General features: G+C 38.3%; 18 protein-coding genes. 6 read left to right on the forward strand and 12 right to left on the reverse strand.

Annotated features, from left to right (window positions below):
• Positions 1-16: 16 nt before the first annotated feature.
• The 10 genes from H4J52_RS14590 to lrp form a co-directional block, all read right to left on the reverse strand.
• Positions 17-343: a hypothetical protein gene (locus H4J52_RS14590; protein ID WP_182225011.1), complete on the reverse strand. Its 327-nt coding sequence runs from the start codon at positions 341-343 to the stop codon at positions 17-19.
• Between the two features lie 139 nt (positions 344-482).
• A complete protein-coding gene (locus tag H4J52_RS14595) occupies positions 483-1,973 on the reverse strand; it encodes a sodium:alanine symporter family protein (RefSeq protein ID WP_182179450.1) in 1,491 nt (496 codons plus the stop codon).
• A gap of 220 nt (positions 1,974-2,193) precedes the next feature.
• The gene (locus H4J52_RS14600) at positions 2,194-3,321 is read right to left on the reverse strand and encodes a carboxypeptidase family protein (RefSeq protein WP_182179452.1); all 1,128 of its coding nucleotides are present in this window, start codon (positions 3,319-3,321) and stop codon (positions 2,194-2,196) included.
• A gap of 73 nt (positions 3,322-3,394) precedes the next feature.
• Positions 3,395-3,880 carry a TlpA disulfide reductase family protein gene (locus H4J52_RS14605; protein WP_310649642.1) on the reverse strand — a complete coding sequence of 162 codons (486 nt, stop codon included), beginning with the start codon at positions 3,878-3,880 and terminating at the stop codon, positions 3,395-3,397.
• A 146-nt stretch (positions 3,881-4,026) separates the two neighbouring features.
• Positions 4,027-5,307, reverse strand: coding sequence for a serine--tRNA ligase (serS, locus tag H4J52_RS14610; RefSeq protein ID WP_182179454.1), 1,281 nt, complete (start codon positions 5,305-5,307; stop codon positions 4,027-4,029).
• A 46-nt stretch (positions 5,308-5,353) separates the two neighbouring features.
• On the reverse strand, positions 5,354-5,755 hold the full coding sequence (gene crcB, locus H4J52_RS14615; RefSeq protein ID WP_182179456.1) for a fluoride efflux transporter CrcB: 402 nt from the start codon (positions 5,753-5,755) through the stop codon (positions 5,354-5,356).
• Positions 5,745-7,130 (reverse strand): replication-associated recombination protein A, encoded by a 1,386-nt coding sequence (locus H4J52_RS14620; protein WP_182179458.1) that lies wholly within the window; start codon positions 7,128-7,130, stop codon positions 5,745-5,747. Before H4J52_RS14620 ends, crcB begins: the two co-directional genes overlap by 11 nt.
• A complete protein-coding gene (lolA, locus tag H4J52_RS14625; protein WP_182179460.1) occupies positions 7,130-7,816 on the reverse strand; it encodes an outer membrane lipoprotein chaperone LolA in 687 nt (228 codons plus the stop codon). Before lolA ends, H4J52_RS14620 begins: the two co-directional genes overlap by 1 nt.
• Positions 7,817-7,862: 46 nt before the next feature.
• A complete protein-coding gene (locus tag H4J52_RS14630) occupies positions 7,863-10,388 on the reverse strand; it encodes a DNA translocase FtsK (protein WP_259366655.1) in 2,526 nt (841 codons plus the stop codon).
• Between the two features lie 141 nt (positions 10,389-10,529).
• Complete coding sequence (lrp, locus tag H4J52_RS14635; protein ID WP_182179462.1) at positions 10,530-11,012, reverse strand: leucine-responsive transcriptional regulator Lrp; 483 nt, start codon at positions 11,010-11,012, stop codon at positions 10,530-10,532.
• Between the two features lie 135 nt (positions 11,013-11,147).
• Between lrp and ald the strand changes: the two genes are divergently transcribed.
• From ald to infA, 6 genes are all read left to right on the forward strand, one after another.
• Positions 11,148-12,269 carry an alanine dehydrogenase gene (gene ald / locus H4J52_RS14640; RefSeq protein WP_182179464.1) on the forward strand — a complete coding sequence of 374 codons (1,122 nt, stop codon included), beginning with the start codon at positions 11,148-11,150 and terminating at the stop codon, positions 12,267-12,269.
• Positions 12,270-12,428: 159 nt separating this feature from the next.
• The gene (locus H4J52_RS14645) at positions 12,429-13,268 is read left to right on the forward strand and encodes an isopenicillin N synthase family oxygenase (protein ID WP_182179466.1); all 840 of its coding nucleotides are present in this window, start codon (positions 12,429-12,431) and stop codon (positions 13,266-13,268) included.
• Positions 13,269-13,429: 161 nt separating this feature from the next.
• Positions 13,430-14,386: a thioredoxin-disulfide reductase gene (gene trxB / locus H4J52_RS14650; RefSeq protein WP_182179468.1), complete on the forward strand. Its 957-nt coding sequence runs from the start codon at positions 13,430-13,432 to the stop codon at positions 14,384-14,386.
• A 3-nt stretch (positions 14,387-14,389) separates the two neighbouring features.
• A complete protein-coding gene (gene aat, locus H4J52_RS14655; RefSeq protein WP_182225012.1) occupies positions 14,390-15,106 on the forward strand; it encodes a leucyl/phenylalanyl-tRNA--protein transferase in 717 nt (238 codons plus the stop codon).
• A gap of 27 nt (positions 15,107-15,133) precedes the next feature.
• Entirely contained in the window at positions 15,134-15,835 is a 702-nt protein-coding gene (locus tag H4J52_RS14660; RefSeq protein WP_182223884.1) for an arginyltransferase, read from the forward strand.
• A gap of 84 nt (positions 15,836-15,919) precedes the next feature.
• Positions 15,920-16,138 carry a translation initiation factor IF-1 gene (infA, locus tag H4J52_RS14665; protein ID WP_011043571.1) on the forward strand — a complete coding sequence of 73 codons (219 nt, stop codon included), beginning with the start codon at positions 15,920-15,922 and terminating at the stop codon, positions 16,136-16,138.
• A gap of 100 nt (positions 16,139-16,238) precedes the next feature.
• On the opposite strand, the gene H4J52_RS14670 is transcribed toward infA, so the two are convergent.
• On the reverse strand, positions 16,239-16,712 hold the full coding sequence (locus H4J52_RS14670) for a low molecular weight protein-tyrosine-phosphatase (RefSeq protein WP_259366654.1): 474 nt from the start codon (positions 16,710-16,712) through the stop codon (positions 16,239-16,241).
• 595 nt (positions 16,713-17,307) lie between these two features.
• Entirely contained in the window at positions 17,308-17,547 is a 240-nt protein-coding gene (locus H4J52_RS14675; protein WP_182179474.1) for a DUF2798 domain-containing protein, read from the reverse strand.
• Positions 17,548-17,558 lie beyond the last annotated feature (11 nt).

Below are 17,558 nucleotides of genomic sequence, written 5' to 3' on the forward strand. Positions count from 1 at the left end.
TCGAGGGAAGTTAATGTTAATTTCGGTATTTAAGCATAAGCAAACGAACTCGGGTCGTAATATACCAAATAAAGCCAATGACTGCAGAACCTATACTCATAAAATATTGCCATGTGCCTTGTTGAGCATCTTGCCAATACAAAAAGAGAAAACCACCACAAAAAAGTAGCATGGCGATAAAGGAGTGATTCATCAGATTTTGTAATTGATTTATTTTGCTCAGTTTTTTCATTGATGCCATTTGACTCGCATCAACTGTGGTTAAATCTATTTCACAATGAGAGCAAGACTTCGCTTTGTCAGATATCTTTTTCTTACAGTTCGGGCAATTAATTACAGCCATAGGAAGATAACTTTTCATAAAATAATTAGTGTCAATATTCTACCTAAATTTAAGCAAAAAAAAACGTCCTAATGGACGTTTTTTAAAGTAATTTTACTTTTATTGTAAATTAATAACCGTAAAGCAATTATTAACAATGTTACTTGTTTTTATTAAAGCGATCTTCCCAGAACTTAGCTTTTTCGATACCAAGTTTTTTCGGATCAAAGGTAAATTTTGTTACCCCTAACTTCTGTTGGCTTTCATAATCTTTCAAGGCTTTAATAGCAGGTTTTGCCATAAAGAATATGGCGATAAGCGCAAATATATTCAACCATGCCATTAATCCAACACCAATATCTCCTAAACTCCATGCGGCGCTTGGTTCGGCAACCGTACCGTAAAACACAGCTGACATTAAAACAACTTTAAGAAAAAATTTAAGCACCGGCATTTTAATGGTTTTATTGATATAAGAAACATTATTTTCTGCAATAAAGTAATAAGCCAATACGGTTGTAAAAGCAAAGAAAAACAAGGCAATAGCAATGAAAGGCTTACCAAATCCTGTTAAAACACTATCAACAGCAATTTGCGTGAAGGCAGGACCACTAATAACAACATCACTCGCTAAGTTACTAACAACAAAGCTCGTCGCACCTTCTGGCATAACATTATACGACTGGGTAATTAAGATCATAAATGCGGTTGCAGAGCAGACAAACAACGTATCAATGTAAACAGAAAAAGCTTGCACTAATCCTTGTTGCGCTGGGTGTTCAACTTCAGCGGCGGCGGCGGCATGTGGCCCAGTACCTTGTCCCGCTTCATTGGAATAAACGCCTCGTTTAACCCCCCAACCTATTGCAGCACCAAGTCCTGCCATTGGCGTAAAAGCATCCGTAATAATTAACATAAAGACCCCCGGCAATTGATCAATATGTAATGCAATGATAGTACAGGCAATAATAATGTAAGCCAATGCCATAAATGGCACAACAATTTGGGTAAAGTTAGCAATACGCTTAACACCACCAAAAATGATAAACCCAAGTAATAGCACAATAAACACGGCGGTATAGACTTTAGTTAAAGGTAAATCACCCATAAAAGAAGTTACCGAACCACCGGAACCAAACACATTGACCATCGCATCGCCAATACCGTTTGATTGTACAACCGGTAATAATACGCCACAAGCGAGAATAGTTGATAAGGCAAATATCCAGGCATACCACTTTTGACCCAGCGCTTTTTCAATGTAATAAGCAGGACCACCTCGGTACTGACCCTCTTCTTCTTCTTTATAAATCTGAGCATTGGTTGATTCAATATAAGCAGTAGCTGCACCTAAAAAGGCAACGACCCACATCCAAAAAACGGCACCAGGACCACCAAAACCTATCGCGGCTGCAACACCGGCAATATTACCGGTACCAACACGTCCGGATAAAGAAACAGCTAAAGCTTGGAAAGATGAAATACCTTTATCTGAGCTTTTACCCGAAAGTAATAAGCGAAACATTTCACGAAAATGACGTACTTGCGCAAATCGCGTTAAAATAGAGAAAAATACACCTGTACCTAAACAGAGATAAATTAAGTATGGGCTCCAAATATAGCCATTAATCGTATTTACAATTTCTTCCACATGCCACTCCTGATTTATTATTATTATTTAGTTTTTTATCAATTGTATATTCGTTAACAATTAAGACATAAGTATCAGCGTGCTAAGGCATGTTGATTGATAACGAATACATATAAATTTTTTAAACTTTTTGCTATAGGTAGTATTTAAAGAGCTGCCAAGGTAGCTCTTTTGTAACACTTTATAGAGCAGTGTTACATTTATTAACTGAAGATATTGTTTAACGAAGGTCGCCAACAACATGATAAATGGCCGTTAAAAAATCACGACCAAATAAGCTACTGCGCGTGTCTGACCAACCGACACTGCGATCTGGTAATAAATCATTGTCTTTAAAGGGCATTTCTACCGTGTAAGACAAACATTTGAAGTTATTACCAACCCAATTAGCCCCCACTGTTAAGTTAGCTTGGCCGGGCTCATCTTTATCATAACCTTTGTCATCTTGAAATTCTGGTGTTACCGCTAGAAGAATGGCTTTGAATTTTTCTTCTAAGGCTTGATGTTTAGCGTCATATGCGGGGACACCTTCACAGCCAGCGACAAAGTTAAACGGTAGAGCTTCATCGCCATGAATATCAAGAAACAGGTCAACACCGGTAGCTAACATTTTTTCACGCACTAAAAATACTTCAGGGCTACGTTCCATTGAAGGCTCTAACCACTCACGATTTAAATTAGTACCGATAGCATTTGTTCTTAAATGTCCTCGAACTGAACCATCAGGATTCATATTAGGTACTAAGTAAAACACTGAACTGTCTAATAGTGAACGAGCAACGCCGTCATCTTCATCAAGTAAACGGTCTATAAAACCTTCCATAAACCATTCAGCCATACTTTCACCCGGGTGCTGGCGAGCAGTTACCCAAATAACCTTCTTATTTTCGCCGTCGTCACCCACTTTCAATACTGAAATGTCACGGCCGTCTAGTGTTTGCCCTAATACTTGTAACTGACAATCAATATCTAACTGGGCTTGATGAAGTAAGTCTTGATGACGTTCATAGCTATATGGAGCAAAATAAGCGAAATAAACGGAGTCGTATTCTGGGGTTAGCGTGATACTGAGTTTTTCGCCATCAAATTCTGTTGGTACACGAAACCAGTGCTCTCGATCATAAGAAGCGACGGCCTGATAATCTGTCCAACCTTCGGTATAAGCGGAAGTACCGGCATTCATTAAATGTAGGGTATGCTCGCATCGCTCTGTATTATGAAGTTTAAAATGAAACCACTGATAAAAATCTGATTGATTGTCTTTAACAATTTCAAGTTGAATGTTATTGGCTTGGCTTGCGTCGATAACGCGGATATTGCCACTGTCAAAGTTTGATGTAATTTGCATACCGTGATCTGCTATTTTTATTATGAATAGCCACAGTGTACACAATCAATGAAAAGATCAGAAGTAATATGCGCTAAAGTGTTCGAAGAAACAGCCCAATTTCAGACGAATAACCCATAGACTTTGCAATAACGGTATTTTTATCATCAATAACGTAATAGCTTGGATAACCTTCTATCTTGAATTGGTGCTTAATTTGCTCTGTACCTAAGGCAATAGGGAAAGTTAATTGATGCTGGCTAGAAAATTCAAAGACCTCTTTTTTATTGACATAATCCAACGCAATGGCGATAACATTTATCTGTTGGTTCTTTTCATATATTTCTTGAAGATTACCAATACTGATATGACATATTTGACACCAAGGCGCAAAGAAGTAAACAACCGTCGTATGCTTTAGAGGGGATAGTGCAATGGTTTTATAATCGAGTGTTTCTAACGAAACAGTTTGTGGCGTTATCTGTTCTCCCGTTGATAGCATGTCTGATTCTCTGAACATTGTCAGTGTTTGAAAGATAGCCAAAAATACCACAGCTTGAATAAATAAACTCTTCAACACAACTCACCTTTATAAATAATATAATAACGAAATAGTTATATTTACAGACCCGATCACCCAATTAAAAATTCAAATTAAAACAAAAAATCCAATACCTAGGTATTGGATTCTTATTGCTATTAATAAAGGGAGGTTACCAAGTAGCGTTAACCGATTTGCGTTAAACCGTTCATATAAGGTTGTAATGCCGTAGGAACTTGTAAACTACCATCAGCCTGTTGATAATTTTCTAAAATAGCCACTAAAGTACGGCCAACCGCTAAACCTGAACCGTTTAACGTATGTAACAATTCTGGCTTTTTAGTGTCACTGTTTCGAAAGCGAGCCTGCATACGGCGTGCCTGAAAATCGCCCATATTAGAACATGAAGATATTTCTCGGTAAGTATTTTGTGCCGGCAACCAAACTTCAATATCGAATGTTTTAGTGGCACTAAAACCAATATCACCGGTACACAAAATAACGGTACGGTAAGGTAACTCTAATTTTTCAAGAATTTTTTCAGCATGACCTGTGAGTGCTTCTAAGGCGGCAAATGAATCTTCAGGTTTAACAATTTGTACCATTTCAACTTTATCAAACTGATGTTGACGAATTAAACCACGAATATCACGACCGCCTGAGCCGGCTTCACTTCTAAAACAGGGGGTATGCGCGCACATTTTAATCGGTAATTCGGCTTCTTCAACAATCTCATTTCTGAGTAAATTCGTTAAAGGAACTTCTGCCGTTGGGATCAAAGAAAACTTCTTGTTACTCAAGTCCGTATGGAATAAGTCTTCACCAAATTTTGGTAACTGCCCTGTACCGTATAGTGACTCTTGATTCACTAAATAAGGTACGTACATTTCTTGATAACCATGCTCTTGTGTATGAACGTCTAACATCAGCTGTGCAAGCGCGCGGTGCATTTTAGCTATTTGACCCCGTAATACGGCAAAACGGGTCCCTGCGAGTTTAGCACCACTTTCAAAATCTAAGCCATTACCGATGCCAGCGCCAACATCAACATGATCTTTAACCTCAAAATCAAATACGCGTGGCGTTCCCCAGCGTTTAATTTCAACGTTGTCATCTTCACTTGCACCTTCGGGTACAGATTCATGAATTAAATTTGGTACGGCAGACAGAATGTCATCAATTTTCGCAAGTACATCGTCTTGTTCGGCTTTTGCTGCATCTAAATCAGCACCTAATTGACTCACTTCAGCTAATAATGGCTGAATATCTTCGCCTTGAGCTTTCGCTTTCCCGATAGATTTCGAACGTGTATTGCGTTGGTTCTGTAACTCTTGAGTTTTAATTTGAAAAGCTTTTCGTTGCTCTTCTAATTGTATTAATAACGCAGTGTCTAATACAAAACCACGTTTCGCTAATTGTGCCGCAGTGGCTTCGATATCATTTCTAAATAATTTTGGATCAAGCATTTTGTTCACATCTACAAGTTGAGTGGTTTATTTATTTGAAAAGGGTCTACTTGGTAGCATAAGTTACTAAGTACAACCCAACACCAGCGGCAAAAACACACAGGCTGACATTCAGTAATATATTTATCATGCCCTTTAAGAATTCACCCTGCTGCATTAATAATAATGTATCAAGTGAAAAGGTTGAAAAGGTCGTGAAGGCCCCTAAAAATCCGATACCAATTAAGGTTCGATAGACACTGACTTCAATAACACCATTTTCAATAAGGCCATATAAGGCGCCCATGATTAATGAGCCCGAAATATTAACCGCCAGCGTGGCAAAAGGGAACCCTTTTCCGAGCCAATTAAATATTAATTGTGAAAAATAAAATCTTAAGCTTGCCCCACATGCTCCGCCAAGTGCTACAAATAGATATAATGAAAAATTGCTGATGTTATTTGTCATAACGTTTCTCATTACTTTGTCGGTTTAATTCATTGAGGTAATGCTGTTTATCTTTAAGTTGTTTTTCCAAACCACGGTCTGTCGGATGATAAAGCGAGGTAAGCTGTAAAGACTCTGGAAAATAGTTTTCTCCTGCGGCAAAAGCATTATCTTCATTGTGTGCATATCGGTATTCACTACCGTGGCCTAATTCTTTAGTAATGCTACTTGTCGCATTTTTTAAGTGCAAGGGTACGTCTAATTCTGAGGTGTTTTTAGCCAATTCTTTGGCTTGATTAAAAGCCATGTACACCGCATTACTTTTTGGCGCTAGTGCCATATAAACAGTAGCTTGCGCTATTGCTCGCTCTCCTTCGCTGGGTCCAACACGTTGAAAGGTATCCCACGCGTTTATAGCTAGTTGCATGGCCCGGGGATCCGCATTACCAATATCTTCACTCGCAATTGCAAGCAGTCTGCGTGCTACATATAATGCATCACCACCACCGGCTAATATTCTTGCATACCAGTAAAGTGCCGCGTCAGGTGAACTACCCCTTACTGATTTGTGAAAAGCACTGATCAAATCATAGAACGCATCGCCGCCCTTATCATACAAAGCAACTTTATTTCCAGCCACTTGAACGACAGTTTCTAAGGTAACTGTTTTCGATGACCCTGAAAGAATATCGACACAATTTTCAAATACATTTAATAAGCGTCGAGCATCACCATTAGCTAAGGTCAATAATTGATGTTCTGCTTTATCTTCTATATTAATGGTGACTTTTTTACTGCGTTGTTCGTTGTCACACGCACGTTTTAAAATAATCGTTAAGTCTACACGCGTTAGTTTTTTTAAGGTATAAACACGTGCACGTGACAATACCGCTTGGTTTAATTCAAAAGCGGGGTTTTCGGTCGTCGCACCAATGAAAATAATCGTTCCATCTTCAATAAAAGGTAAAAAAGCGTCTTGCTGACCTTTATTAAAGCGGTGCACTTCGTCAACAAATAACACGGTACGTTTTTGTTGACGCTGTAAACGTTGTTTGGCATTTTCTATCGCTTGACGAATATCTTTGATGCCAGAAGTTACTGCTGATAAACGCTCTACTTCTGCATTAGCATGGCTGGCAATAATTTCTGCTAAGGTCGTTTTACCCGTACCTGGCGGTCCCCAAAAAATAACCGAATGACATTTTCCTTGTTCAATAGCCAGGGTTAATGGCATACCTGGCGATAAAATATGCTGCTGCCCCTGATAATTTGCTAATGTTTTTGGTCTAAGTTTGGCAGCAAGCGGCTGAAATTCATCACGTTGAATATCATCGTCATTATTGCCTTCATCTGCAAAATCTAAAGGCAAAGAACCATTAGGCGTAATATTAGCCATTAACGTTGGTCATCTAACTGAACACCTTCAGGAATTTCATAAATAAACAATGCGCTGTCTGGAGAATGCTTGTCATCAAATTGTGAAAGCTTAAAGATACTCAACTGACCTGTAGCGTCTAATATGGTGAAACTATCAAGTTTGTGACTGTTTTCTTTAAAACGTAATTCTAATGTCTTCACTTGCGCATTATTATCAATCGCATGAATAAGGTAATTATTCTCATCTGTTGAACTAACACTGTAATGTTGCCAAAGTGTTGGATCACTACTCGTTAGCAGTAAAATAGGGGTATTCATCAATGCTTTTTCTAAAAGGTACGCACTGACCTGCTCAACAAAGGGGTCAAAAAACCATAGTGTTACGCCGTCTGAAACAATTAATGTCTCATCAGGTTCAACGGTATTCCAATGCACTAAATTAGGCTTTTTAACCGCTAGCGTTCCTAAGGCATTTTGGAGTTCATTGCCTTCTGCATCGAGCACCTGCTGTTTAAAGTCAGCAGTAAAGTACTCGAGCGAAGCTAACTTTTTAATGAGCGTACCTTTTACCAATTGAGAGGCTTTTATCGGTTTTTCTAGAGTATTTATAGGATCATTTATTGGTAAAGCAAAAGCACTCGAGTTGCTCAGAAGAACAGCAGAAATAAATGAAACGACGGCTGTTTTTTTTAGGGAAAAAATCACTCAGTTATCCTTATTAATTTAGTAAGTTGAGGTAAAGATATAACCCCTATTGATCTCTTACAGGTGGTGGAGCTAATACTTCACGTGCACCATTGTGTCCTGGCGAACTGACCACACTTTGGTTTTCCATATCTTCAACAATACGGGCGGCACGGTTATAGCCGATTCTAAATTTTCGTTGCACACTTGAAATTGAAACACGTCGACCTTTAGTCACAAATTCAACAGCTTCATCATATAAGGTGTCAAGTTCAACGGCTTCATCAGCCTCTGCTTGCTCCCCAGGTAACAATATTTCGTTGTCGCTATCACCTGATAATATTTCGTCAACATAATTAGGGGCACCACGTGTTTTCCAGTCAGCAACCACAGCATGAACTTCATCATCGTTTACAAAGGCGCCATGCACACGAACAGAAACAGCTTCACCCGGTGGTAAATAAAACATATCTCCCATACCCAGTAATTGCTCAGCCCCTTGTTGATCTAAAATAATACGAGACTCCATTCTTGATTGCACGCGAAGTGCCATACGGGTTGGAATATTCGCTTTTATTAGCCCCGTAATAACGTCCGCTGACGGGCGTTGCGTTGCTAAAATTAAATGCATACCCGCGGCTCGCGCTTTCTGGGCAATACGTGCAATAAGTTCTTCAACTTTTTTACCAGCAACCATCATCATATCGGCGAATTCGTCGACAAGAATAACAATCGCGGGTAACTTCTCTAATAAAGGCGGTGTTTGAGTAAAAGCATCATTAGGTTGCCAAGTTGGGTCTATTAAAGGCGCTCCAGCTTCAATGGCATTGAGTACCTTTTCATTATAACCTTTAAGATTACGTACCCCTAAAGAAGACATTAGTTTGTAACGACGTTCCATTTCACCAACACACCAACGCAGTGCGTTGGCCGCTTCTTTCATATCGGTGACCACTTCAGCCAACAAATGTGGAATACCATTATAAACAGATAATTCAACCTGCTTAGGATCGATCATGATCATCCGTACATCTTCAGGCGTCGATTTATATAAAATACTCACAATCATGGTATTAACAGCAACAGATTTACCTGAGCCAGTGGTACCTGCCACCAATAAATGCGGCATTTTGGCTAAATCAGCAATAACAGGCTTACCCGATATGTCGCTACCAATGGCCATCGCTAAGTGAGATCCTGATGCTGCAAATGCAGGTGCAGAAATAACATCAGTAAAATAGACCGTTTCTCGGTATTTATTGGGAAGTTCAATACCGATAACTGATTTGCCCTCAATCACTTCCACAACACGGACACTTTTAGCGGATAATGAACGAGCAATATCTTGAGATAAACCGCTTACCTTACTTGCCTTGACTCCTGGCGCTAGGTTTAACTCAAAGCGGGTTATAACAGGACCCGGAAAAACCCCCACAACCTCAGCTACAACGCCGAACTCTAAAAGTTTTTCTTCGACTAAACGACTCACCAGTTCAAGCTCTTTTTCATCAATAGGGTTTTGAGTTCTATTGGGACGGTCTAACAAATCGAATCCTGGGAGACCTTGATAAGTTGCGCTTTCACTTTTAGGCGTTAATTTTATTGGCTCTTCAACGATTATGGGGTCGACGTTTTCAAAGGCTGCCGTTATTTCGTCTTCACTAACGTGCTCTTGCACATTAAAAGCGATAGGTTCACCGATTAAATCGTCTATCGCGACAAAGTGTTCAATATCTTCTGGGGGATCAAATGAAACATCATTTTTACTGGGCGCAATAAGATCTTGATGTTCTTCTTCATTTATCGCATTAAAAGCATGGTGTAATTCTTTACTTTCATCCGCTAAACGGTCATTTTGATGAACATTTTCAACTTGTTGCTCTGCAAAGTCGGGTAAAATTATCGATTGTTCTTTTTGCTGATTAGATTCAACCAATCGTGATTGCTTGAGTTTTGCGGCTTTAAATTCAGCCAAATAATCTTTTATTTTTTGCGGTATCGTCAATAAGTATTGCGCAAATAAAATGGTATAGGCACCAGTTTTGTCGATAAAAGCGATTAAAGAGAACCCTGTTAACAATACAAAACCAGAAAATAAGAACGTTAAAAATAATAAAGTACTGCCCACAAACGAAAAGTAAGGCAAGACAGTTTGACTTAATACGTCACCAATAATGCCACCCGCAGAAAAATAGAACACATCATCAAAGTTCATACTTGCAATTGATGTTACGCCAATATAAAAAAGAATAAAGCCAATAAACTTCAAACCTAAGGTTAAATAATCTAATTGAATGAGGCGGTGATATTTTTGAAACAACAACCAACCCGTTATTGCGGCTACAAAAGGTAGGCTATAAGCAATAAAGCCAAATAGATTTAAAAGTAAGTCAGAAAGATAAGCCCCAACAGCACCGCCTAAATTTCGAATGGGGGTTTGATAACCTGTTTGCGACCAACCTGGATCAGCAGGGTTAAAGCTAAACAGCGCCAGCATAATAAACATGGCAAAAACGAATGAAACCAACAAACCTGCTTCAAGTAGTCGTTGCACACCGTTTAATTTACTTTGGGTAGGAGATTCTGTAGACAATATAATAAACCGAGTTAATAGCTATTTTATATCCGCACTACTGCAAGAAGCATTAGCACAGGTATGTTTATATACAGTAAAATAACAAACTATCGTAAGGAGTTAAATGTTTAAATGACTTACTTTATATGATTTGCTGATTTATCGTTTAATTGGCAGAAAATTAGTCGATTTCACCTCTTCCATCACCATATAACTTCTACTTTCACTTACCGAAGGAAGACGAAGCAAAGTATCACCGAGTAATTCACGATAAGCGATCATGTCAGCAACGCGTGTTTTAAGTAAGAAGTCAAAGTTACCTGACACTAGATGACACTCTTGAATAACATCTAATTCATGCACGGCTTTGGAAAAATCGTCGAAAACATCTGGGCTCGTTTTTGTTAACGTTATTTCAACCAATACAAGTAAAGCGGCTTCAAGTTTTTGAGGATTGAGTATCGCTTGGTATCCTTTAATATAGTTTTCTTTTTCTAACCTTTTTACTCTTTCTAAACAGGGTGTTGGACTTAAACCAACTATTTTAGATAGCTCTACATTAGAGATGCGCGCATTCTTTTGTAACTCAACGAGGATATTACGATCGATTCGATCGATACTTTTACTTGGAGAACTGGACATTATATAAAACACTACATATTTTCAATATAACAGGATTATATATTGATAAATAAAATAATACGACAGGATAATTCGAGAATAACGCATTATAATAGCCGCAAATATTATAAAAAACATACAACGAGTGAAACTATTATGATTATTGGTGTTCCTAAAGAAATTAAAAACCATGAGTACCGCATTGGTTTAACGCCTGCTGGCGTTAATGAATTAACGGTTAATGGCCATGAAGTACTTGTTGAAAATAATGGCGGCGAGTCAATTGGCTTTGAAAACGGCCAATATATAGCAGCTGGCGCAAAAATAATAAACACAGCGGCAGAAATTTTTGCAACCGCTGACATGATAATCAAAGTTAAAGAACCTCAGCCAGCTGAATGTAAAATGCTGCGCCCAGGTCAAATCCTTTTCACTTACCTACATCTTGCACCCGATGCGAAGCAAACTGAATTACTCGTTGCTTCAGGCGCCACGTGTATTGCTTACGAAACCGTAACGGCTGCTGAAGGTGGTTTACCACTATTAGCACCAATGTCAGAAGTAGCTGGCCGTATGTCTATTCAAGCAGGTGCTCATGCCCTTGAAAAAGCACAAGGTGGTTTAGGTGCTTTATTAGGCGGTGTTCCTGGTGTTGCACCAGCGAAAGTATTAATTATAGGTGGTGGTGTTGTTGGTACTCAAGCTGCACGTATGGCGGTAGGTATGGGCGCTGACGTGACTATATTAGATCGTTCATTACCACGTTTACGTCAATTAGATACTGAATTTGATGGTCGTTTAAAAACAGTTTACTCTACTGCTGATGCGATGGATCAATTAATTGTTGAAGCTGACTTAGTCATTGGCGCGGTATTAATTCCAGGCGCTGCTGCTCCTAAACTAGTGACAAGAGCCCACATCAAAATGATGAAGAAAGGTGCTGTTGTTGTTGATGTTGCGATTGACCAAGGCGGTTGTTTTGAAACATCAAAAGCAACGACTCACCAAGACCCAACTTATGTGGTAGACGATGTAGTACATTATTGTGTCGCGAACATGCCAGGTGGCGTTGCTCGTACATCGACAATGGCGCTAACCAATGCAACCATGCCATTTACAGTAATGCTTGCTAATAAAGGTGCCAAACAAGCAATGCTTGATAACGTACACTTAATGAATGGTTTAAACGTGTTAGGTGGAAAAATTACTTATAAGCCAGTTGCCGAAGTTTTAGGCTACGATTATGTGCCGCCTGAACAGGCTATTGCGACTTTATAATAACGAAGTCACGTTTATAAAAATATTTCTTTAATATATAAAACCTCTGTTATATTTTTAACAGAGGTTTTTTTTGTTATAGACTATAAAACTGACCATATGGTTAAGTTATGCTATCTTTCGATTAATATAACTAAAATAAGCTACAGGAAATCAATCATGCAAATTCAGGTTGTCGATTACCAAGATAAAAATGCCGCAAAATTATTTGTTCAAAGTTTGAGAGAAACAGGGTTTGGTGTGTTAATTAACCACCCTATTCAACAGCAAGTTGTTGAATCTATTTATAAAAATTGGTATGAATTTTTTTCTAGCGAAGAAAAACATACTCTAAATTTTGATCCTCAAAAACAAGACGGCTATTTTTCAACAGAAATTTCTGAAACAGCAAAAGGTCACGCCAATAAAGACATAAAAGAGTATTTTCATGTCTATCCTTGGGGTAGGATCCCAGAGCAACTTAAAGCAGAAATACTGAGCTATTATAATAATGCATCTGAGCTTGCTGCAGAATTACTTGATTGGGTTGAAAAATATAGCCCCGTCGAAGTTTCATCAAAATATTCAGAACAACTTTCTAATATGATTAAAGATACGCCAAATACCTTACTCCGTATTTTACATTACCCTCCCCTTAAAGGTGATGAAGAGCCTGGTGCAGTTAGAGCCGCAGCACATGAAGACATCAATTTGTTAACGATATTACCCGCGGCTAATGAACCTGGCCTGCAAGTACAACAACAAGATGGTTCTTGGATAGATGTGCCGAGCGATTTTGGCAGCTTAATTATTAATATTGGTGATATGTTACAAGAAGCTTCAGGAGGCTATTTTCCATCCACTAGCCATCGCGTAATAAATCCTTCAGGCAAGGCCAGTGAAAAGTCTAGAATATCACTGCCATTATTTCTTCATCCGCGAGATGAAGTTGTTTTATCTGACCGACACACTCAAAAAAGTTATCTTTTAGAAAGATTAAAAGAACTTGGCGTAAAATAGTGATGAGTGATGGCATATAAGGGTTTATATGCCATCACTGTACATTTAACATTGCACTTATAAAATTTATTTATCAAAAAAGTAATTTACCCTCTTGTGATCTTTGCTTAAACTCCCAACTTATAACCTATAATTACATTTATCAATTTTTGGAGTCATACATGAGCGAAGCAAGACATTGCCCGTTACTCATTTTAGGATCAGGTCCAGCTGGATACACTGCAGCTGTTTATGCCGCACGCGCAAATTTAAAACCAGTGATGATTACTGGTATGCAACAAGGTGGTCAATTAACAACGACGACTGAAGTTGAAAACTGGCCTGGTGATGCCGATGACCTTACCGGTCCTGCATTAATGGATCGTATGCAAAAACATGCTGAAAAGTTTGATACTGAAATTATTTTTGACCATATCAACGACGTTGACTTTTCGAGCCGCCCTTTTACTTTAAAAGGCGATAGCGGAAGTTATACCTGTGACGCATTAATCATTTGTACGGGTGCTTCAGCTCAATACTTAGGTCTACCTTCAGAAGAAGCATTTATGGGTAAAGGCGTCTCGGCTTGTGCTACCTGTGACGGTTTTTTCTATCGTAACCAAAAAGTGGCGGTTGTTGGCGGTGGTAATACCGCTGTTGAAGAAGCTTTATATTTATCAAACATTGCTTCTGAAGTGCATTTAGTTCATCGCCGTGAAACTTTTCGCTCTGAAAAGATTTTAACCGACCGTTTATACGAGAAAGTTAAAAACGGTAATATTACCCTTCACTTAAATCAAACGTTGGATGAGGTTTTAGGTGACAACATGGGTGTTACCGGTGTTCGTTTGAAAGAGACTCAGTCTGACACAACTAAAGATCTCGACGTAATGGGTTGTTTTATTGCTATTGGTCACAAACCAAATACTGATATTTTCAAAGACCAATTAGACATGAAAGATGGTTACTTAACGATACTCAGTGGTACTCAAGGTAATGCGACTCAAACCAGCGTTGAAGGTGTTTTTGCTGCCGGTGATGTTGCTGACCATATTTATCGTCAAGCAATCACCTCTGCTGGTGCCGGTTGTATGGCCGCACTAGATGCAGAACGTTACTTAGACGCTAAAGGCGCTTAGTCATTGAACAACCAGATTATCAAATTACTCAATATCGATAATCTGGTTTTCCCTCCTCTGCAAAATGCACTTGATGAACCAAATGGCCTCCTCGCTTTTGGTGGTGATTTATCTGTAGCCCGATTACAGTCAGCTTATCGTTCAGGCATATTCCCTTGGTATAGTGACGGCGAGCCTATTATGTGGTGGAGCCCTGATCCGCGCGGTATTATTTTAACCGACCAATTACGCATTAATCGCACCTTGAGAAAAGTATTAAAACAGCAAAACTTTACCGTAACATTAAATCAAGCCTTCAATCGTGTTATCAATTATTGCGCCGATGCTCCCTTTCGAAAAGAAGAAACGTGGATAGTTGACGATATGCTTGCTGCCTATCAACAGTTGCATGACCATGGTATTGCACACTCTATTGAAGTTTGGATGGACGGTGAATTAGCTGGCGGTTTATATGGTGTGGCAATTAATGGCTGCTTTTCTGGTGAATCGATGTTTTATCGAAAAAGTAATGGTTCTAAAATAGCACTGGTTTATTTAAACAACTTATTAAAACACCAAAACATTCCATTAATTGACTGCCAAATGCTTAACCCCTTTTTAGAAGATATGGGCTGCATAGAAATTCCACGTTCACAATACATGGCATTACAAGCAACAGCATTGTCTGTTTCACTACCTTCTGATTTTTGGCTACCTCGCCAACTGACATTAGCGCCTTAATTCGATAACTACCATTAGAAACTTGATATGAGCACAAATTTTCAGCTAGGTATTACCCAATCCTTTCCATGTAATTACTTGCCTAACCAACAAGAACGATTATTGATTGCAACCGACGAGCGTTTACACAACAGTGAACATTATGGTTGGCTGATGTCACAAGGTTTTAGGCGCAGTGGCGATCAAATATATCGGCCTCATTGCGAACTCTGCTCTGCATGTAAGTCTCTACGGGTCTTAGTGAAAGAATTTTGTTTATCTAAAAGTCAAAAGCGCAATATTAAAAAAAATAACGTGTTCACCATTAACGTTTCAACTGAAACAAAAGCCATTTATTATCCATTGTACGAAAATTATATCAATACTTTACATACAGATGGCTCAATGTTCCCAGCCACGGCTGATCAATATAATAGCGTTATCAATTGTAATGTTACAGAGCAGCTATACCTTGAAATTTGGCATAAAAGTGAACTTATCAGTGTTGCGGTAACAGATACCCTAAAAGACGCTCTATCTGCCGTATATACCTTTTACCATCCAGATTATAATAAGCACGGTTTAGGTGTATTTTCAATTTTGCAACAAGTGGCGTTAGCAAAAGATATGCAGAAGAATTTTCTTTATCTCGGTTACCAAATTAACGAATGTAAAAAGATGAATTACAAGAATCGTTATTACCCACACCAAGTCTTAATAGAAAACAGCTGGCAAACGGTAAATAAATAACACTATAGCTTTACATTCCAGCCTGTTTTCGGCATTATCTGCCCAGATTTTTGTTTATGCACAACTTTAGAGGTTTAGCGCCCAATGGCGAAAGAAGAAAATATTGAAATGCAAGGTACGGTTCTTGATACCTTACCAAATACTATGTTCCGCGTTGAACTAGAAAATGGTCATGTTGTAACGGCACATATTTCAGGAAAAATGCGTAAGAACTACATTCGCATATTAACGGGTGATAAAGTAACGGTTGAATTGACACCGTATGATTTATCTAAAGGCCGTATTATTTTCCGTGCTAGATAATTAAGACCCTATAAAGCTAAAAGCCCTGTGAATAATATTCACAGGGCTTTTTTATTACTTTAGATATGTATCGTTAAATCTAGAATTCAAGCATTGATGATTAAACCAGCTTTTTTAATAAGCCGTTGCTAGCATCTTCAACTAAATCTAATACAAACTTAAATCCCCTCGCCCCACCGTAATAAGGATCGGGTACTTCTAACTCTTCAAAATTATCTGCATACTCTAGAAACAATTGAATTTTTTCATGTAAATGCTCTGGTGCTAACTTTTTTAGCTCTTTAACATTATGTTCATCCATCGCTAAGACCAAATCAAATTTGGTAAAATCTTCAATAATGACTTTACGTGCTTTAATTTTGTCAAATGAATAGCCACGTTCAATGCCTATCTTTTGTGCACGATGGTCGGGTTTTTCACGCGCATGAGAACCCGTTGTACCCGCAGAATCTATAGTTAAAGAAATACCCTTTTCTTTAACTTTATGACGAAAGACCGCCTCAGCACTTGGCGAACGACAGATATTGCCCATGCAAACAAACAATACAGATTTAATGTTACTTAAGTCTTCCAAAATTAATTCCTTTATTATAATCAAACACTTATTACATCCAATTTTATTATCACATTTCAAACATCAACTTTATAGCTATCAACAGGTTACATTTTATTTCGAGAAAGATAAAGTTAGTTTTAGGATATTTCATAAACAGATAAAGAAAATAAAATTGACCTTTGGTATTACATGCTCCATTTTTAAATAATATGATGTAAAGGGTACCGTTACCAACTAACGCGCCACTGAACGACAAACGCCCCAACCTTTATTAGTTGGAAGCTTATGGTAGGTAAACTACGACCTAACCTGCAGTAGTTTATTGAACATTCGGTGTGTCTTTTGAATCACACTTTATAACGTTTAATTGGTGGCCCAACATCGCACGCCGACCTATTTCTGTCGTTACCTAAGGACGACATATAAAAGGTGAATTATCTCTAACGTACTGAAAGTGAATATATTGTAATTGGGTGACTCAATCATCTTCTTCATACTGATGATAGCCCATAATAGATTGGTTCATTAATATACTCAAGCCCAGTAAAGTGACTAATAATAGCCAGTTGAAACTGATTAAAACAAGTAACATCAACTTTATCTGTTTTACTTGTTAGGTGATATTTTCTTCTTCATGCAAGACAAAGCTTACCAATTTATGAACAATTGGAGAGATGATAATGATGACTGGAAAGGCAATGATAAAAGCAAAGCTCCAAGCCTTTAGCCAAATATCAACAATATTTTTCACCAGACCAACGTTAAAAATACTGATAACAAAAGACATAATACATGACATAAGTAACGCCATAAAAAAAGAAAATACTATTTTGTGATGTTTGCGTGAAATCATTTAAATACTCA

The sequence above is a fragment of the Colwellia sp. MB02u-14 genome, from assembly GCF_014076915.1.
GTDB lineage: Bacteria > Pseudomonadota > Gammaproteobacteria > Enterobacterales > Alteromonadaceae > Colwellia_A.